This is a genomic window from Sphingobium sp. IP1, assembly GCF_002708645.1.
Classification (GTDB): domain Bacteria; phylum Pseudomonadota; class Alphaproteobacteria; order Sphingomonadales; family Sphingomonadaceae; genus Sphingobium; species Sphingobium yanoikuyae.
The window spans coordinates 14,914-32,939 of record NZ_NOIW01000015.1; the positions used below are offsets into that span (position 1 = coordinate 14,914).

General features: G+C 65.3%; 20 protein-coding genes. 8 read left to right on the top strand and 12 right to left on the bottom strand.

Annotated features, from left to right (window positions below):
• Positions 1 to 72: 72 nt before the first annotated feature.
• The 4 genes from argC to CG471_RS07330 all read right to left on the bottom strand — a co-directional run bounded on the left by argC (position 73) and on the right by CG471_RS07330 (position 3,749).
• Positions 73 to 1,017 carry an N-acetyl-gamma-glutamyl-phosphate reductase gene (gene argC, locus CG471_RS07315; protein WP_099231407.1) on the bottom strand — a complete coding sequence of 315 codons (945 nt, stop codon included), beginning with the start codon at positions 1,015 to 1,017 and terminating at the stop codon, positions 73 to 75.
• The gene (locus tag CG471_RS07320) at positions 1,014 to 1,922 is read right to left on the bottom strand and encodes an NlpC/P60 family protein (protein WP_099231408.1); all 909 of its coding nucleotides are present in this window, start codon (positions 1,920 to 1,922) and stop codon (positions 1,014 to 1,016) included. The genes argC and CG471_RS07320 overlap by 4 nt, the downstream gene beginning before the upstream one ends.
• Positions 1,882 to 2,289, bottom strand: a complete 408-nt coding sequence (locus CG471_RS07325; protein WP_004211384.1) for a helix-turn-helix domain-containing protein — start codon at positions 2,287 to 2,289, stop codon at positions 1,882 to 1,884. The genes CG471_RS07320 and CG471_RS07325 overlap by 41 nt, the downstream gene beginning before the upstream one ends.
• Before the next feature lie 62 nt (positions 2,290 to 2,351).
• The gene (locus CG471_RS07330) at positions 2,352 to 3,749 is read right to left on the bottom strand and encodes a M17 family metallopeptidase (RefSeq protein ID WP_099231409.1); all 1,398 of its coding nucleotides are present in this window, start codon (positions 3,747 to 3,749) and stop codon (positions 2,352 to 2,354) included.
• A gap of 156 nt (positions 3,750 to 3,905) precedes the next feature.
• Between CG471_RS07330 and CG471_RS07335 the strand changes: the two genes are divergently transcribed.
• Entirely contained in the window at positions 3,906 to 4,106 is a 201-nt protein-coding gene (locus CG471_RS07335; protein ID WP_099231410.1) for a hypothetical protein, read from the top strand.
• On the top strand, positions 4,106 to 4,948 hold the full coding sequence (locus tag CG471_RS07340; RefSeq protein ID WP_099231411.1) for a DUF4163 domain-containing protein: 843 nt from the start codon (positions 4,106 to 4,108) through the stop codon (positions 4,946 to 4,948). The genes CG471_RS07335 and CG471_RS07340 overlap by 1 nt, the downstream gene beginning before the upstream one ends.
• A 78-nt stretch (positions 4,949 to 5,026) precedes the next feature.
• On the opposite strand, the gene rimO is transcribed toward CG471_RS07340, so the two are convergent.
• The 6 genes from rimO to serS form a co-directional block, all read right to left on the bottom strand.
• On the bottom strand, positions 5,027 to 6,409 hold the full coding sequence (gene rimO, locus CG471_RS07345) for a 30S ribosomal protein S12 methylthiotransferase RimO (RefSeq protein WP_180275634.1): 1,383 nt from the start codon (positions 6,407 to 6,409) through the stop codon (positions 5,027 to 5,029).
• 94 nt (positions 6,410 to 6,503) lie between these two features.
• Positions 6,504 to 9,329: a TonB-dependent receptor domain-containing protein gene (locus CG471_RS07350; protein WP_099231412.1), complete on the bottom strand. Its 2,826-nt coding sequence runs from the start codon at positions 9,327 to 9,329 to the stop codon at positions 6,504 to 6,506.
• Positions 9,330 to 9,487: 158 nt separating this feature from the next.
• Positions 9,488 to 10,543 carry a TrkA family potassium uptake protein gene (locus tag CG471_RS07355; protein ID WP_099231413.1) on the bottom strand — a complete coding sequence of 352 codons (1,056 nt, stop codon included), beginning with the start codon at positions 10,541 to 10,543 and terminating at the stop codon, positions 9,488 to 9,490.
• Positions 10,540 to 11,679 carry a LysM peptidoglycan-binding domain-containing M23 family metallopeptidase gene (locus CG471_RS07360; protein WP_257211452.1) on the bottom strand — a complete coding sequence of 380 codons (1,140 nt, stop codon included), beginning with the start codon at positions 11,677 to 11,679 and terminating at the stop codon, positions 10,540 to 10,542. Before CG471_RS07360 ends, CG471_RS07355 begins: the two co-directional genes overlap by 4 nt.
• Before the next feature lie 23 nt (positions 11,680 to 11,702).
• Positions 11,703 to 12,467 carry a 5'/3'-nucleotidase SurE gene (surE, locus tag CG471_RS07365; protein WP_099231415.1) on the bottom strand — a complete coding sequence of 255 codons (765 nt, stop codon included), beginning with the start codon at positions 12,465 to 12,467 and terminating at the stop codon, positions 11,703 to 11,705.
• 14 nt (positions 12,468 to 12,481) lie between these two features.
• Entirely contained in the window at positions 12,482 to 13,759 is a 1,278-nt protein-coding gene (gene serS / locus CG471_RS07370; protein ID WP_099231416.1) for a serine--tRNA ligase, read from the bottom strand.
• 88 nt (positions 13,760 to 13,847) lie between these two features.
• On the opposite strand from serS, the gene CG471_RS07375 reads away from it, so the two are divergent.
• Complete coding sequence (locus CG471_RS07375) at positions 13,848 to 14,288, top strand: host attachment family protein (protein ID WP_180275635.1); 441 nt, start codon at positions 13,848 to 13,850, stop codon at positions 14,286 to 14,288.
• Between the two features lie 56 nt (positions 14,289 to 14,344).
• Here CG471_RS07375 and CG471_RS31185 read toward each other — a convergent pair whose 3' ends face one another.
• Complete coding sequence (locus CG471_RS31185; protein ID WP_257211453.1) at positions 14,345 to 14,479, bottom strand: hypothetical protein; 135 nt, start codon at positions 14,477 to 14,479, stop codon at positions 14,345 to 14,347.
• 55 nt (positions 14,480 to 14,534) lie between these two features.
• Between CG471_RS31185 and CG471_RS07380 the strand changes: the two genes are divergently transcribed.
• The 3 genes from CG471_RS07380 (at position 14,535) to CG471_RS07390 (ending at position 16,567) form a co-directional block, all read left to right on the top strand.
• A complete protein-coding gene (locus CG471_RS07380) occupies positions 14,535 to 15,137 on the top strand; it encodes a hypothetical protein (RefSeq protein WP_257211454.1) in 603 nt (200 codons plus the stop codon).
• 520 nt (positions 15,138 to 15,657) lie between these two features.
• Positions 15,658 to 16,122, top strand: a complete 465-nt coding sequence (gene dksA, locus CG471_RS07385; protein WP_004211401.1) for an RNA polymerase-binding protein DksA — start codon at positions 15,658 to 15,660, stop codon at positions 16,120 to 16,122.
• Between the two features lie 76 nt (positions 16,123 to 16,198).
• Positions 16,199 to 16,567 carry a PilZ domain-containing protein gene (locus tag CG471_RS07390; protein ID WP_017501570.1) on the top strand — a complete coding sequence of 123 codons (369 nt, stop codon included), beginning with the start codon at positions 16,199 to 16,201 and terminating at the stop codon, positions 16,565 to 16,567.
• Positions 16,568 to 16,872: 305 nt separating this feature from the next.
• Here CG471_RS07390 and CG471_RS07395 read toward each other — a convergent pair whose 3' ends face one another.
• Positions 16,873 to 17,031 (bottom strand): YdcH family protein, encoded by a 159-nt coding sequence (locus CG471_RS07395; protein ID WP_010337949.1) that lies wholly within the window; start codon positions 17,029 to 17,031, stop codon positions 16,873 to 16,875.
• A 186-nt stretch (positions 17,032 to 17,217) separates the two neighbouring features.
• Here CG471_RS07395 and CG471_RS07400 point away from each other — a divergent pair, with 186 nt between their 5' ends.
• Both CG471_RS07400 and CG471_RS07405 read left to right on the top strand, forming a co-directional pair.
• Positions 17,218 to 17,397 (top strand): YdcH family protein, encoded by a 180-nt coding sequence (locus CG471_RS07400; protein ID WP_037492086.1) that lies wholly within the window; start codon positions 17,218 to 17,220, stop codon positions 17,395 to 17,397.
• A 120-nt stretch (positions 17,398 to 17,517) separates the two neighbouring features.
• Entirely contained in the window at positions 17,518 to 17,988 is a 471-nt protein-coding gene (locus CG471_RS07405) for a DUF1465 family protein (protein WP_010337951.1), read from the top strand.
• Positions 17,989 to 18,026: the final 38 nt, after the last annotated feature.

Below are 18,026 nucleotides of genomic sequence, written 5' to 3' on the forward strand. Positions count from 1 at the left end.
TCGTCTGAATGCAAAAAGGGCCGGAGCGTCATGGAACGCTCCGGCCCTTTTTGCTGTCTGGCTGACGGCGCTTTAGAGCCGCAGCCCCGCGGTTTCCGGCAGGCCGGCCAGGATATTGAGATTCTGCACGGCGGCACCCGCAGCCCCCTTGCCCAGATTGTCGAGCGTGGCGACCAGGCGGGCCTGGCCGCTCTGCGCATTGCCGAACACCGACAGCGACAGGCGGTCGGTCGCGCCGACATGCTCGACCTCAATCTGTGCCATGGCTTCGCTGTCGGCCAGCGGCGTCACGCTGACGATCGGCGACCCTGCATAGGCGGCGGCCAGCGCTTCATGGATGTCCGCCGGGGATGGCGTGCCGGGCATGGCGCGCAGTTGCAACGGCACTTCCACCAGCATGCCGCGATAGGCATTGGCGACGGCCGGCGCGAACAGCGGCGGATGGGCCAGGCCAGAATAGCGGGTCATTTCCGGCACATGCTTGTGCGCCAGGCTCAGGCCATAGGCGCGGAAGGCGGTCGGCGCGCCATCGGCGCCCTCATATTCCGCGATCATCGCCTTGCCGCCACCCGAATAGCCCGATGCGCCCGACACCGTCACCGGCCAGTCGGCCGGCAGCAGGCCGGCCAGCACCAGCGGACGGACCAGACCCAGAAAGCCGGTCGGCCAGCAGCCGGGATTGGCGACGAAGCGGCTGTTGGCCAGTCGCTCGCGATGGCCCGGCTCCAGTTCGGGGAAGCCATAGGTCCAGCCGTCGGCGACGCGGTGCGCGGTCGATGCGTCGATCACGCGGGTGCGGTCATTGTCGATCATCGACACGGATTCGCGCGCGGCATCGTCGGGCAGGCACAGGATCACGATATCGGCCGCGTTCAGCGCGTCGCGCCGGGCCGCCATGTTGCGGCGATCCTTCTCGTCGACCGTGATCAGCGACAGTTCGGGCCGGTCGGCCAGGCGATCGGCAATCTCGATGCCGGTGGTGCCATGGCCGCCGTCGATGAAGATCTTCGTCGTCATGGGGCAATCCTCCGCCGCGCGATGATCGGCTGTTCATGGTCGGGCGCCAGCCGGGCGACGACATCGGCCAGCGGCTCGACCACCACGGCCATCCAATGGGCGTTGGCGTGCAGCATATGGGTGGCGTCGGTCATGATCCCGACATGGCCGGGGAAGAAGACCAGGTCGCCGCGCTGCAACGGCGCGCTCGCCTCGATCGGCGCGCCAATGCCCTCGCACTGCAGGTCGGTGTCGCGCGGCACGGCGATGCCACATTCGCCCAGCGCAACCTGCACCAGGCCCGAACAGTCGATGCCGCGATGGCCACGGCCGCCCCAGACATAGGGCTGGCCCAGATAGCGCTGCGCCACCGCGACCCAGTCGCTTTCCGGCGAGTCGATCGGGGCGGCATGGCGGCCATGGATGAAGCCGTCGCCGGTCGCGAGGAAGCTGTCCTCGGCCTCGCCGCCGAAGCGGGCGCCCAGCGGCCAGTGATCGGCGATCGGTGCCTTGATGTCGGCGCGGCTGAACAGCGGCGCGCTCTGGTTGACGATGCGGTGGCTGACCGCTTCCTTCACGTCCAATGCGTCGCGGCGGATATAGCCGACATAGCCGTCATGCCCGCAAAAGCCCCAGGCCCAGTCGGTCGTGACGTCGAGCGCATGGAAGCTTTCGCCGCGCAGCAATTCGCTGACCGCCTCGGCATTGTGCGAGGGCTGGGACAGGATCGGCGCGCCGGGCGCCACGCAGGTCAGTTCGACCGCGCGCGCATAATGGGCGGAAAAGAGCACGCCGGCGAGCGAGATGTCCGCAAGGTCGCCACGCGCCGCATGGACGCGGTGGTCGAGCGCTACGGATCTGCCGTCCAGCTTGAACCGGGTTCTTTCAGGCGGTGCGTTCCGCGTGGTGTTGATCTGGCCTGTCATCGCGCGCGGTTCCTGCGATGAAATGGTGAAAGGCGTCAAGGAATTCCGCGCCCTTCGACGTGCGGGTGATGAAAATATTGCGCCGATCGGCCGCATCCCGCTCTCGTCGGAGATAGCCGAGCGCCGAAAGCTTGTTCAGCGCGCGGGTGATGACCGGCTTGGATACGTGCAACTGCTCGGCCAGGCCGCGCACGGTATGCGGGCCGTCGCCGATATAGACGGTCAGCATCAGGGCCATCTGGCGGTTGGTGAGGTCGGGTTTTCCCGACCGCACATAATCCACCAGGGTCCGCATCCACTGGCTGAGCGGCTGTATGCCGGGACGGTCGATCTGGGCGGCCTGTTGCGGGGAAGCGAGCGCGTTCATTCCCCCCTAACGCATGATAGCCAATCCGGTTGCGTAACGGATCGCAGGATATTGCAGTTTGGCTATCGCGCGCCATCATAGCGTTGCTGGAGCAGGCGGAACACCGCGCGCAGGCCCAGCGCCTCGCCGCCCTTGGGCCGGCCCGGACGCGCCGCCGGTCGCCAGGCGAAGGTATCGAGATGGATCCAGGCCGTGCCTTCCGGCACGAAGCGCTGCAGGAACAGGGCGGCGGTCACCGCGCCGGCAAAACCGCCTTCGCCGGCATTGTTCATGTCGGCAATGTCGGACTTCAGCATGTCATAATAGCCGTCCCACAGCGGTAGGCGCCAGGTCGGGTCGTCGACCGCCGTGCCGGCCGCCGCGATGTCGCTCGCCAGCGCCTCGTCATTGGTGAACAGCGCCGGCAGGTCCGGGCCGACGGCGACGCGCGCCGCGCCGGTCAGGGTCGCGAAATCGACGATCAGCTCGGGCTTTTCCTCACCCGCGCGGGTTAGCGCATCGCCCAGCACCAGCCGCCCTTCGGCATCGGTATTGCCGATCTCCACGGTCAGCCCCTGCCGGCTGCGCAATATGTCACCGGGACGGAAGGCATTGCCGCTGATGGCATTTTCGGCGGTCGGCACCAGCAGGTGCAGCCGTACCGGCAGGCGCGCGCCGATGATCAGCCGGGCCAGCGCGATCGCATGGGCCGCGCCGCCCATATCCTTCTTCATCAGGCGCATGCCCGACGACGGCTTGATGTCGAGGCCCCCGCTGTCGAAGCAGATGCCCTTGCCGACCACGGCGATGCGCGGCGCACTGGGATCGCCCCAGCTCATTTCGATGAGGCGCGGGGCAAAGCTCTTGTCCGCCGCCTTGCCGACGGCATGGATCATCGGGAAACCCTGCTCCAGCGCGTCGCCGCGTGTCACCTGCATCTCGCCGCCATGGGCCTGCGCCAGCTGGCGCAAGGCATCTTCCAGATCCTGCGGCCCCATGTCGGCGGCCGGCGTGTTCACCAGGTCGCGGACCAGCGCCACCGCTTCGGCCTGCTGCACGATCGCCTCGATCCGGGCGACGTCGCCGGTCAGCAGCACGCGTGGGCCGGCCGCGCCTTCATCCTTGCGATAGCGTTCGAATCGATATTGCGCCGTCAGCCAGCCCAGCGCCGCCGCACCGGTGCTACCCTCGGCCAGGCGATAGCTGCCCTCGGGCAGGCTCTCGGCCAATCTGGCCAGGCACCAACTGCTGAGCGCGTCGCGCTTCGCCACCCCGGCCACGACCGACCAGTCGCTCTGCCCCTCGCCGGGGACGATCGCATATTCGTTCGGCTTGGCGTGGAATTTTTGGGCGCTGATCAGGGCGCGGACCCGCTCGGGCTGGGCAGTGAACCAGGCGTCCAGTTCGGCCGCTTCGATCAGCTGGATGGAACGGGCGGGCTGGCCATTATCGGCTTTGAGCAGGTCGGCAAATTCGGTCATGCACAGGGATGTAGGAGAAAGCGCTCCACATGGGAACGGGCCATTTTTTGTCATTTCTTTCGTCCCGGTGGAAACCCGGCCGGCTGTCAGGGCATTTGCCTATTGTGGCCCGAGTGCCTAGGTTCCAGATCATAATAAACGGCAAGGAGAGTAGCCATGATCCGTTCCGACAATAGCGGCCTGCAGGCCCTGCGTTCCCGCGCCTATGCGCTGGCCGAAAGCGGCCAGTTCGCCAACGCCCATGCGGTCGAGCAGGCGCTGGTGGCCGAAGGCTGGCCCAATATCCATCGCGCGCTCGCCGGCGACTATGCGCGCAAGGCGATCAGCGAACGCTGCCTGACGGCCAAGCCGCACTGATGCGGGCAGGGTGGGGGAACGGGACGACGGGGCTGCTGCTCGCAGCCCTGTTGCTGTCCGGCTGCTCGAAATCGACTGAGGATGACACGCCCGGCGGCAACATGCCCGCCAATGCGACGATGCGCGCCTTTGCCGACCGCATGGCCGGCACCACGCGACCCGCTGCCCCACCCGCCAAACCATTTGAGCAGGCGGACAAGACCGAACTGCTGGAATTTCTCTATGCCTACCCGGCGCAGGCGGCGGCGATCCCGACGCTGGTCGATCGCTTTGCCCGCGCCATGGCCGAGAACAAGGCCGATGCGCTCAAGATGGCGACGCAGGACCGCGATTCGGCGAAGAAGGCCGGCTTTCCCTTCCACGCCCATAGCCGCGAGACGCGCTGGAGCGTGATGGCCGATACGCCGCGTTTCCTGGCGCTCGAATCTTCCAATTACATGTATACCGGCGGCGCCCATGGCATGACCGGCTATGAAGCGTTGCTGTGGGACAGGGAGCGGCGGCGCGAGACCGATTTCGGCGCACTGCTGACGTCCGAAGCGACCTTTACAGCGGCGATCCATGATAGTTTCTGCAAGGCGCTGGATCGGGCGCGGGCGGAAAAGCGCGGCGCGCCGGTGGTGCCCGGCGATGACGACTTCACCAAATGCATCGATCCGATGAAGCAGGTGTTGGCGCCGACATCGCGCGACGGCAAATTGATCGACGGCATCCAGGTGACGATCGGCCCCTATGGCGCCGGCCCCTATGCCGAGGGCAGCTATGACATCAAGCTGCCGGTCGACGCGGCGATCTACAAGGCGATCAAGACCGAATATCAGGACGCGTTCGTCAGACCCTGAGAATAGCCGTCATTGCGAGGCGCGAAGCGCCGCGGCAATCCATGGATTGCGACGCTGCGCTCGCAATGACGATCCTGTTCAGGCCGGCACGCCATACAGGTCGTGATCGTCGGCATCCTCGATCAGCACGTCGAACATGTCACCGGCCTTGCGGCCTTCGCCGACGTCGCGCAGGAAGACATTGCCGTCGATTTCCGGCGCGTCGGCTTGGGATCGCGCGGTCGCGCCGATGCTGCCATCTTCCTCGTCAGGCTCGCCGACCTCGTCCAGGATCACCGGCATGACCCGGCCGACCTTGGCCAGCAGTTTGGCGGCGCTGATCGCGGCGGTCTTTTCCATGATCCGCTGATAGCGTTCTTCCTTGACCTCTTCGGGCACCGCGCCGGGCAGGTCATTGGCGGCTGCGCCCTCAACCGGCTCGAAGCGGAAGGCGCCGACGCGGTCGAGCTGCGCCTCGTCCAGCCAGTCGAGCAGATACTGGAAGTCCGCCTCGGTCTCGCCGGGGAAGCCGACGACGAAGCTGGAACGGATCGCGATGTCGGGGCAGATGTCACGCCACTTGCGGATGCGATCCAGCACCTTGGCTTCATTGGCCGGGCGCTTCATCGCCTTGAGCACGCTCGGCGAAGCATGCTGGAAGGGAATGTCGAGATAGGGCGTCAGCAGCCCCTCGGCCATCAGCGGGATGACATGGTCGACATGGGGATAGGGATAGACATAGTGGAGGCGCACCCAGGGGGCGACGCCGTCCGCGGTGCGCAGCTGGCCCAGTTCGCGCGCCATTTCGGTCATATGGGCGCGGACTTCATGCCCCTTCCACATGCGCGGCTCATGACGCGTGTCGACGCCATAGGCCGACGTGTCCTGGCTGATGACCAGCAATTCCTTGGTGCCGGCCGCGACCAGCTTTTCCGCCTCGCGCAGCACCGCGTCGATGCGCCGCGACACCAGGTCGCCGCGGATCGAGGGGATGATGCAGAAGGAGCAGCGATGGTTGCAGCCCTCTGAAATCTTCAGATAGCTGTAATGGCGCGGGGTGAGCTTCAGCCCGCCTTCGGGCACCAGGTCGACAAAGGCGTTGGGGATGGGCGGTGATGCGTCATGCACCGCATTGACCACCTGCTCATATTGATGCGCGCCGGTGACGGCCAGCACCTGCGGGAATTTCGCGCGGATCACGTCCGCTTCGTCGCCCATGCAACCGGTGACGATGACGCGGCCATTTTCGGCCATGGCCTCGCCGATCGCTTCGAGCGATTCTTCCTTGGCGGAATCGAGGAAGCCGCAGGTGTTGACCAGCACGACGTCGGCGCCGGCATAGTCGGCGGACATCTGATAGCCGTCGGAACGCAGCTTGGTCAGGATACGCTCGGAATCGACCAGGTTCTTCGGACAGCCGAGCGAAACCATGCCGATCTTCGGCGCGTCTGGGATTTTGGTTGCCATGATCGGCGCGCACATAGGGATTTTTGCGCCAAATGTCACGGGGTAGCCGAAAAGACAAAGGGCGCGCCCAAATGGACGCGCCCTTCGCCATGGCTAAGTGCCTGATCCCTTACATCTTGTAGGTCAGGCGCAGATAACCGAACTGGCCCGGCACATCATAGGTGGTGGGATCGAAATTGGCGCTGTCGCAGGTGAAGCAGGCCGGCGGATCCTGATCGAACAGATTGTTGACGCCGAAGGTCAGCCGGGTGCGGTGGTCCATCCAGGCCGGCGAGATATAGAGCTGGATGTCACCATAGAAGGTGCGGCCAAGCGAATGCTCGCCGTCGCGTTCATCGACGCCGCTGATGTAGCGGCCGGTGAAGGACGCGCCATAGCCCGGCGTCGACCAGTCGAGCGTCGCATTTGCCTTGAACTTGGGATAGGCCTGATCCGGGCTACCCCGTTCGGTGCCGGCATATTTCTGGGTCGGCGCATTCAGGTCGGCCGGCGGCTCGACATTATATTTGAACAGCCAGGCGGCGTTGACGTTCAGGCCGATCGTGCCGTTCGAAATCACCGGCGAGCGATAGTTGAACGATGCGTCGATGCCGTCGGTCTTGATGGCGTTCAGGTTCTGCAACACGCCGTTGATGCCCGCGACGCTGCCGCTGCCGGTGCGGCTGATGGCGGCGCAGCTCACCGGATCGGCTTCATAGGCGCAACGCGACAGGGTCAGCGAGGCCGGGACCGAGTCGATCGCGTTCTTGAGGCTGATATTATAGTAATTGACCTCCAGCGTCAGGGTGGTGGCATAATTGCCGCGCGCCCAGGACGGGCTGTAGACGCCGCCAAGCGTCCAGGTCTTGGCCGTCTCCGGCTTCAGCGCGGTCGACCCCTGCGAGAAGATGCCGAGCTGGCCGCCGGTCGGTTCGGCATAGCTGCCATCGGCCGGGACGCCATTGGCGATGCAGTTGGCGCGGACCGTGGCATTGGTCTGGAACGCGCCGCCCGCCGCGCTGGTGCAGGGATCGTCGATCGTCGCGTCGGTGCGCGAACGGCCGGCATAGAGTTCGCCGATGCTCGGCGCGCGCAGGCTTTCGGCATAGCCGCCGCGGAACAACAGATCCTTGACCGGCTTCCACAGGCCCGACGCGGTGAAGGTCGTGTTGCTGCCAAAGCTGCTATAGTTGGAATGGCGGACCGCGCCGTCCAGCTCCAGCTTCTGGAAGAAGGGCACGTCGGCGAGGATCGGGATGCGGATTTCGCCATAGACTTCATCGACATTGAAGCTGCCCGCCGCCGGGCTGGTCGGCACGTCGGCGCCCAGGCCCGCCGTGATGATCGGATCGGGGGTGTAGCTCGCCCGCTGGTCGCGATGTTCATAGCCGACCGCGAAGGCGACCGCGCCGCCGGGCAGGTCGAACAATTCGCCCGACAGGTTGGCGGTGGCGTCCCACAATTCCTGGGTGCTGCGGTCATGTTCGTCGAACGTCACATAATCCAGCATGGCCTGGGTGATCGATCCCGCGCCGCCGAAGATGTTGAACGGCACGCATTCGCCGGTGCAGTTGCCGACCGGACCCAACGCCTGGGCCAGCTTGGATGCGTTCAGGTTGCCGGTGAAGGTCTGGTGCGCATTGTTGCTGCCATAGATGCCGTTGACGTCCCAATACCAGGTGCGCGAACCGACGTCGAACGACCCGTCCAGGGTCGCGGCCATGGTCATGGTATCGACGCTCTGGGTGAAGGTGCGCGGCCCGCCTTCGACGAAGCGGCGGCGAACCGTCGAATAATTGGCCGGCGTTCCGTCCGCCCCGGACGAGAGCGTCACGCCGAACGGGTTATAGGGGTTGCTGGCATCGATCGAGATGGTGTCGAGCAGATTGCCGTTGCCGGCATCCGGGCCGATGAACAGTGGCAGCGGTGCGGCGATCGTGGTCGATCCGCGATGCTGATAGACCATGCGCGTGCGCAGGTTGATATTGTCGCTCAGCTCCGCCTTCAGATTGATGAAGCCGCCATAGCGCTCCGACGGGGTGAGCAGATAATTATAGGGCTGGAAATTGAAGGAGTCGGTTGCCGAACTATAGTTGCGATAGTCCGACAGCACCGGTGCCCGGTCGAGGATCGGGGCGCTCAGCGTCAGGCTCTGGCCCAGCACGTCATAGCGGCCATTGGGTGTCGCGCTGGAACAGCCGCCGGCAGCGCAGCTGGTGGCGCCCGGCGTCGGCCATTGCGAGATCGAGCGGGCCGACGTGCCGACGCTGCCCTGGTTCACATAATTGGCGCCGAACACGATCGACACGCGCTCGCTCTGGACGCCATAGCTGGCATTGATGTCCCAGGTGTCGCCATCGCCTTGCTCATAGGTGCCGAACTGGGCCGACAGGTCGAGCCCCTTCTGCGATTGCTTGGTGATGATGTTGACGACGCCGGCGATCGCATCCGACCCATAAAGCGGGGAGGCGCCCGATTGCAGCACTTCGACCCGTTCGATCATGTTGGCGGGAATCGAATTGAGGTCGACCGAGGCGGGAATGCCGCCGGCCGCCGACCCGTTCACATAGCGCATGCCATCGACCAGGATCAGCGTGCGCTTGGCGCCCAGATAGCGCAGATCGACTTCGGCCGAACCGGAGCTGACGCCGGTGCCGTCGGGCGGACCGCCGATATTGCCGGCATTGTTGACCTTGGTGTTGAGGCCGCCGGCGGCGCTGGGAATGCGCTGCAGCACGTCGGCGATCGAGGAAAGGCCGGTCCGCGCGATCGCTTCCTGATCGACCGTGACGATCGGCTTGTCCTGGTCCAGCGGATTCTGGCGGATGCGCGATCCGGTGACGATGATGGCCCCGGCATCATCGGCCTGCGGCGCGGTGGATTGGGCGAAAGACGGTGCGTTATGGAAGAAGGCGGACAACAGGACGCCGGTTTTCAGGACATTTTTCAAGCGCATATTCTACCCCTCAAAAATCAGACCTGAGGGGGAGTGTTGCCATTCTATGACAGCAAGGCAATTGGCCTCATGCTGCGCTGCACCCTGGGTAGCACGAATTTTGCCATATGTTGCTGTGACGCAACAAACATGTTCAGTCTGTCGCTGGTTTGAACCTATTAATCGTCGGCGCGGGGTGTGGCGCCGGTTTCTTCCACGATCTCGATGATGCAATCGCCGGTCTGGAGCCGCTTTGCGCCTTCCTCCCAGAAGCCGATCGGATGGTCGCCGCGATAGATGCGCACGCCAAGCCCGGTGCCGATCGCGGACAGGGGCTGGCCGATTTCCTGCGGCAACACTGGCCGTTCGTGCAGCTTCACCCGGCCACCCGATGCGGCGAGATCGGCCATATAATCGGCGATATGCTTGCCGCTGGTGCTGCCGGCCAGCAGCAGCCCGGCAAAGCTGACCGGGTTGATGACGGTGGTGGCGCCGGCCTGGCGCGCGGGCACTTCATTATCCTCGTTGCGCACGACAATGCTGATCGGCAGGCGCGGGGCTAGGTGACGCGCGGTCAAGGTGATCAGGATCGACGTGTCGTCGCGCCCGGCCGACACGATCATCGTGCGGGCACGGTGGATGGCCACGTCCTTCAGCGTCTTGTCGCGCGTGCTGTCGCCGCACAGCACGTTGCAGCCCAAGGCTTCGGCATGGTCCAGCGCCTTCTCGCTGCCGTCGATCACCACGATCTCGCGCGGGTCGGTGCCGCGCGCCAGCAGTTCGTTCACCGCCTCCTGGCCGCTGGTGCCGAAACCGGTGACGACGATATGATTGTGCAGATCGGCCTGAATGCGTGCCATGCGCCACCTGTAGAGGATGTTGCGGAAGAAGAGATTATAGGCGGTGCCCAGGAAAATGATCCAGACGAACAGCCGGATCGGCGTGACGAAGATGGATTCGAACAGGCGCGCTTCGGGCGAGACCGGAACGATATCGCCATAGCCGACCGTGGTGACGGTGACCGTGGTGAAATAGAGCACGTCGATGAAGCTGATCTGGTCGTCATAATTGTCCTTGAGACCATCGCGCCCGAACCAGTGGAGCGCCAGCACGATCGCGATCAGGCCAAAGACCAGCACCACCCGCCAGGCAAGGTCCGCCCAGACCGGCAGCGCCGATCGCCGCCGCAGAAAGCCGGCCATGGACGATCCCGAAGGCGGCGGCGCGATCTTCATGGGGTGGGCAGCTGGGTCATGGGATTGATCGGCACCCGGTCCTTGCGCAGCTCGAAATGCAGCTTCGGCTTGCTGGCATAGCCTGTGTCACCGCTCAGGCCAATCACCTGGCCCTTCGTCACTTTCTGCCCGCGCACCACGTCGATCCGGTTGGCATGGCCATAGGCGCTGACCCAGCCGCTGCCATGGGTGATGAGGATGAGGCCGCCGAACACCGCGATGCTGTCGCCGGCATAGGCGACGACGCCGTCGGCCGCGGCCCTGATCGGCGTGCCGATCGGCGCGGCAATGTCGATGCCGTTATTCTTCGCGCCGCTTTCGCCTGGACCGAAACGGGAAAGGATATTGCCCTTGAGCGGCCATGCGAATGGACCGGAAAAGCCGCCGGGCTGGGCGATCGGCACATTGGAGGGCAGGGGGCGGGGCTGGGCCTTGGCCATCGTGCGCGGCTTTTCCTCGGCGACGGCGGGCTGGCCGCCGGTTAGCACATCGTCGATATCGATGCGGAAGGCGGCGGCGCGCTGCTCCAGGCTGGATGCGGGCGCCCGCACCGGCTGCGCTGCCACCGGGGCGGCCGGCATCTCGCCACCGGGCAGCAGCAGCCGCTGCCCGCGCCGCAGCACATAGGGTTCGGTCAGGCCGTTGATGTCGACAATGTCGCTCCACCGCACGCCATAGGCTACGGCGATGGCGATGCCGGTCTCCCCCTCCGCCACCGCATGATAGCGGCCGCCGGGGATCGACAGGCTCTGCCCCGGCCGCAGCGCATAGGGCGGGGCCAGCCCGTTGGCCCGTGCGATCGCGTCCGATCCCGCGCCGGTGCGGTTGCCGATGCCGCGCAGCGTGTCGCCCGGCTGCACGCTATAGGTGCTGGCGGCCACTGTCCGCGCATTCGCCGTCACCTGCTGCGCGGTCCAGACCGGTTTGCGCTCGATCATCTGCGGTTCGGACGAGGGGCGCTGGGCCGGCTGCGGCGGCATGCTGGGCGATGGCGGAATGGCGCGCGCCGGCTGGGCCGGGGGCAGGGGCGCGGCATAGGGCGCGCTGTCCTGCACGGGGGCAGGGATGCAGCCCGCCAGCAGCAGCGGCAGCGGCGCCATGGGCAGCCAGCGCCGCCCCCTTGAATGTCCAGCCATATGGTCTCCCCCCGGAGCGTAAGTCAGTCCGAAAATGCCTGCGCCGTCGCCGCCAGCGCGCCATCCTGCGTCAGATCATAATGGAGCGGTGTCACCGCGATATAGTCTTCTGCGATGGCCGCCAGATCTGTCCCCTCGGGCGCGGAATCGCTGCGGCCGAGGCCAAACCAGTAATAGCGATAGCCGCGCGGATCGGTGCCCTCGATGATCTTGGTCCGGTCGATGTCATGGAAGCCCTGCCGCACCACGCGCACGCCCTTGACCCTGTCCGGGGCGATCGCGGGAAAATTGACGTTGAACAACAGGCGCGGGCTGGCCGGCATCGCGATCAGCGGGCGCAGCACCCGCTCGCCCCAGGCTTCGGCGGCGGCAAAGGGCACCGCGTCGCCCATCGCCTCGCGGGCATAGACCTGGCTCAGCGCGATCGACTTGATGCCGGAAATCGCGCCCTCCATCGCGGCCGCGACGGTGCCCGAATAGGTCACGTCCTCGGCCAGGTTGGCGCCGCGATTGACGCCCGACAGGACCAGGTCCGGCTTGGCATTCTTCATCAGATGGCCGACCGCCATCATTACCGCGTCGGTCGGCGTGCCGGTGACGCTATAATGCTTCTCGCCATGCTTGCGGATGCGCAGCGGGCGGGTCAGCGTCAGGCTATGCCCCGCGCCGGACTGTTCCTCGCTGGGCGCGACGATCCAGATATCGTCGGACAGGGTGCGGGCGATCGCCTCCAGCACCTTCAGCCCCGGCGCATGAACGCCATCGTCATTGGTGAGGAGGATGCGCATCGCCCGTTCCTTTTTTATCGCGGCTCCAGCTTGGTGATGCCGCCCATATAGGGCGCCAGCACGTCGGGCACGACCACGCTGCCGTCGGCCTGCTGGTAATTTTCCAGCACCGCGACCAGCGTGCGGCCCACCGCCAGGCCGGAGCCGTTGAGGGTATGGAGGAAGCGCGTCGCCTTCTCCCCCTCCGGCTTGTAGCGGGCGTTCATCCGCCGCGCCTGGAAATCGCCGCAGTTGGATACGGAGCTGATCTCGCGATAGGTCGCCTGGCTCGGCAGCCAGACTTCCAGGTCATAGGTCTTGCGCGCGCCAAAGCCCATGTCGCCGCTGCACAGCAGCATCTTGCGATAGGGCAGGTTCAGCGCCTGCAGTATGCCCTCGGCCGCCTGCACCATCCGCTCATGCTCGGCGTCCGATTCCTCGGGCGCGCAGATCGCGACCAGTTCGACCTTTTCGAACTGGTGTTGGCGGATGAAGCCGCGCGTGTCGCGACCGGCCGATCCGGCCTCCGACCGGAAACAGGGGGTCAGTGCGGTCAGCCGCACCGGCAGGGCGTCGGTCGGCACGATCTGCTCGGCGACCAGATTGGTCAGCGACACTTCGGCGGTCGGGATCAGCCAGCGGCCATCGGTGGTGCGGAACAGATCCTCGGCGAATTTGGGCAACTGGCCGGTGCCGAACAGCGCCTCGTCGCGCACCAGCAGCGGCGGATTGGTTTCCTCATAGCCGTTGGTCGTGCTCTGGGTGTCCAGCATATATTGCGCTAGCGCCCGGTGCAGCCGCGCCATTGCCCCACGCAGCGCGGTGAAGCGCGCGCCCGACAGCGCCGCGCCGCCCTCGAAATCCAGCCCCAGCGCCGGGCCGAAATCGGCATGATCCTGCGGCGCGAAATCGAATGCGCGGATATTGCCCCAGCGGCTCAGTTCGATATTGCCGGCTTCATCCGCGCCCTGTGGCACGTCGTCGGCGGGCAGGTTGGGGATCGCCGCCAGCATGGCGTTGAGCGCCGCGCCGACCTCGGCCTCTTCCGCTTCCAGCGCCGGCGTGCCTTCCTTCAGTGCGGCGACCTCGGCCTTCAGTGCCTCGGCCTTTGCCATGTCCTTGGCCGCCATCGCCTGGCCGATCGCCTTGCTCGCCTCGTTGCGGCGGGCCTGCCCCTGCTGCAGCTCCGTCTTGAGCGCCCGGCTCTTCTCGTCCAGCGCCAATATGTCGGCGGACAGCGGGGCCAGGCCACGGCGCGCCAGGGCGGCGTCGAAGGCGGCGGGATTTTCGCGGATGAAGCGGATGTCGTGCATCGCTGCCCTATGCCGTCGCGGACGAGGCCACGCAACCCTGTGCGCCTTCGTCCGTTGGTGATGAATCCACAAAATGAAGGAGAAGGCGATGCAGATCGATCATGATGCGATGGTGCTGGTGGCGGACGGGCGCAAATTGCTCTTCTTCCGCAACAAGGGCGACCGCGCCTTTCCCCAGCTTCAGGCGGAAGAGGTGAAGGTGCAGGACAATCCGGCCGACCGCGATCAGGCGTCGGATGCGCCCGGCCGCGCCTTCAATTCGGTCGGCAGCCATCGCAGCAGCATGGAACAGACCGATTTTCATGAACTGGAGGAGGCGCGCTTCGCCGCCGAGGCGGCCGACCTGCTCAAGCGCCGCGCCTTCGCGCAGGATTATGAGAAGCTGATCATTGTCGCCCCGCCGACCGCGCTGGGCGAGATGCGCAAACATTATCACAAGGAAGTGCAGGACCGGCTGGTCGGCGAGATCGCCAAGGATCTGGCCAATCATCCCGTGGCCGAAATCGAGAAGATCATCGCCCGCAGTTGAGCGGAAAACCCAATCGGCAAAAGAAAAGGGCGGCCCCAGGGTCGCCCTTTTTTCTATCAGATGTCGCCGGTGCGGATGATCGGGATCGGCTTGGCCGGGCCATGGCCCTCGATGGACAGCTCCGTATTGCGATCGGCCAGGCGCTTGCGCATCAGCAGCGCGGCGGCGCCGGCGCCGAACAGCAGCACCATCGGCGGCGCCGGCACATCGGTCGGCGGCGGCGGACCGGGCGGCGTTCCCGAAGAGGTGCCCGACGATGTCGAGGTCGACGACGAACTGCTGGTCGAGCTGCTCGTCGACGTGCTGCCGAAGCTCGACGATCCGGTCGAGGTCGAACTGGACGTGGAAGTCGATGTCGCGCCCGACGAGGAAGAGGTCGACGTCGATGTGGACGTAGAGGTCGATGTCGATGTGGAGGTCGACGTCGAGGTCGTCGTGGTCGTTCCACCCGGCGGAGTCGGCGAATCCGAACCGCTCGACGTGGTCGTCGTGCTGGTGGTGGAGGTTGGCGGCGTGGGCGAGTTGGACCCGCTCGAACCGGTCGATCCCGTCGAACCGGTGGTAGAGATCACCACCGTGCCGCCACCGCTGCTGCCGCCACCAAAGAAGCCGCCGATGAAACCGCTGCTGCCGCCAAAGCCGCTGCTGCCGCCGATCGGCGCTGCGGTCGGAGTCGGTCCACCCGCCATCAGGGGCAGGGCGGCCTGCACCGGCGGCGGGGGCAGCGGAATCGGCGGCGACGGCGTGGTCACGGTCACACGGATCGGGTCGGGCTTCTTGGCCGGCGGGCGCTTGGCCGTGGCCAGGACGCGCTGGCGCGGCTTGGCCTTCACACTCTTGGTGCTGTAGACCGTTGCCGGACGCGCATTTTCCGCCACATGGACGGCGCCCCCGCCAATGATGGCGCCGCCACAAGTGCAGGCGCACAATTTTGCCAAAGCCATCCGAACCGACATAGGATCTTCTCTAGTCCTGTTTACCCATTCGCGCCATCGGACCCTTCCGTAGCGTGAACCCTGCCATTCCCTACTGCATACCAACGCAAAATAAAGCGTTAACTGCAAGGGCGTTAACCATCTTTGCGCCGTAAAAGGTCCGAAAAATCGGGCGTTTGAGTCAACTGCAATGGTTAACGTGTCATTGTGGAACGTTAAGGATGGGCTGCGTGGACATCCCGATGGCCGGATCGGGGAAAACCCGGATGGAGTCGCGCCGTCCGTTCCGGGCGGGTCAGCCGACCTAGGGGATGCGCCGGAGTGCGCATTGTCCGCTTGTATCGCCTCGTCGCGGTGGCTATGAGGCCCGCTCAAACAAAAGTCATGGGCGCCCGGAACTTACAGCGCCGGGGCCTCTCGAGTCGGAGAGCCAGATGGCATCGGTACTGAATTCCGATAAAGACGGTGTGAAGCCGCCAAAATCGACCGTAACACTCCCGGACGATTATCGTCCGTCGGCTGACGAAGAATTCATGAACCCCCTGCAGCAGGAATATTTCCGGCAGCGTCTCTGGGACTGGAAGAAACAGATATTGTCGGAAGCGGAAGGGACGCTCGCCGTGCTGCAGAATGAACCGCTGCGCGAACCCGACCTTAACGACCGCGCATCGAGCGAGACCGACTGGTCGATCGAACTGCGCACCCGCGACCGCCAGCGCAAGCTGATCTCCAAGATCGACGCGGCGCTCCGCCGTATCGATGAAGGCGAATATGGCTATTGCGAAGTCACCGGCGAGCCGATCTCGCTGGGCCGGCTGGAAGCCCGTCCGATCGCGACCATGACGGTTGAGGCGCAGGAGCGGCACGAGCGTCAGGAAAAAGTCTCCCGCGACGATTAACCCCCTGTGGCGGTTAACCCTTTCTCCACGTCGCATGACTATCCTGTTGGCCAAGTGTCATTTTGCGGGAATAGTCATGGACAAGGAAACGGGAAATTCTGATCGGGGACCGGCTCGTTCCGCGCCGCGCGACAGCCTGTTCCTGCTCACCAGCCTCAGCACGCTGGATGGCGTCGATCTGGGCAAGGCGCGCGTGCGCAATCTGTCGGCCACCGGCCTGATGGCGGATTGCGAACGTGCCATCCCGGCCGGCACGCGGCTTCGTCTCGAACTGCGTGGTGTCGGCCTGGTCGAGGGGGCGGTCGCCTGGTCGCGCGATGACAAGATCGGTTTTGCATTCGACGCGCCGATCGATCCGCAACTGGCGCGCAAGCCGGTTGCCAATGGCGTGTCGCGGCAGGCCCTGCCGGACTATCTGCGTTCCGCGACGATCACGCGCCGCTGATATCGATGATTTAGTTGGGTTGGCAAAAGGCCCCGCTGGTTCGCCGCGCGGGGCTTTTCATATGCGGCCTGTTCCATGCCGCCGCGACGCCTCCATTTTGGTCGGCATTTCGGGCTGGACGCCAGCGGAAGACCGCCACGCTGAACGCCTGTCATCGCCAGGTCATCTTCCCCGGCTAGGCGTCATCCGTTGCACTATGTCGAAAATCTGGCCGGGGTTCCGGCCGGATCGATGCTGTGCGTCCCGCTGGCAGGAAAATGGCCGGTCCGGTGATCCGGCCCCGGCCTTTTCCGTGCGGAACGGGCTTAATGTCGGCCCTGCATCTCTTCCTTGACCCGCAATTTCTGCTTCTTCAGCGAGGCGACGAGAATATCGTCGGGCATCGGCCGACTCGACTCGGCCTTGATCCGGGCTTCGAGCCCGGCATGCTTTGCGGAAAGAGCTGAAACGTGGGAATTTTCCATGACATTCTCCTTACGAGGGTGATGGATGACGAAGTAGATCATGATTCGGCGGACCTGTCTCGCGATGATTCGTGCTTTGCGATGGGCCGTCGGTAAAATTGCGATGGCCCGCGCGTCCGCGCCGGGCTATCAGGAGAGGCTATGTTGGGTTCGGAAGGCGGGGGCTTGGTAAGCCGCGAAGACATTATGCGCCGGTTGGAGCTGCTGCGCGTCGAGCATCGCGATCTCGACGCCGCGATCGCGGCGCTGGTCGATGGCGGGGTGGGCGACCAGATGCAGGTCGCGCGCCTCAAGAAGCGCAAGCTGCGGCTGCGGGACGAGATCGTCGCGCTCGAAGATGCGCTTGTCCCGGACATCATCGCCTAATGTGTCCGCCGCGTCGCAAAATTGCGGGACTGCGGCGTAAAGCGATCCCAAATGGGACAGGCGGGCTTCCGGCGCCATCCACGGCCCTGACAATCGCATCGCGATATGTCAGCTAGGCCTATGCGCAACGCAGCCGCCCTTGATCCCGGCCTTCATCGCCGCCTTGTCGATGGCCTCTATATGGAGGCGATGGTGATGGCGGATGAGGCGCGTTCCTATTTCGACGCGGACGAGGCCGGGCAGTTTGCCGCCGACGATCCGCTGCGCCGCGTGTCCTTCGCCTGTGAATCGCTCAAGGTCACGACCCGGCTGATGCACATCATCGCCTGGCTGCTCAGCCAGCGCGCCTGGCAGCGCGGCGAGATTGGCGATGCGGATGTGGCCGATGAGAAATATCGGCTCGGCCGCGCCACCGCCACCGATCCGGGCATTGCCGGTGACTTCCCCTTCGCCGCCCGTTCGCTGATCGAGGCGAGCCAGGAGCTTTATGGCCGGGTCGCGCGGCTGGAGGAGCGGATGCTGTCGCCGGACGCGCCGCTGGCCGACAGTCCGGCCCGCGCACTCATGGATCGGCTCAACACCGCCTTCTGACCATTGCGCCATCGCCATCTCTTGGCTGGCATAATCGC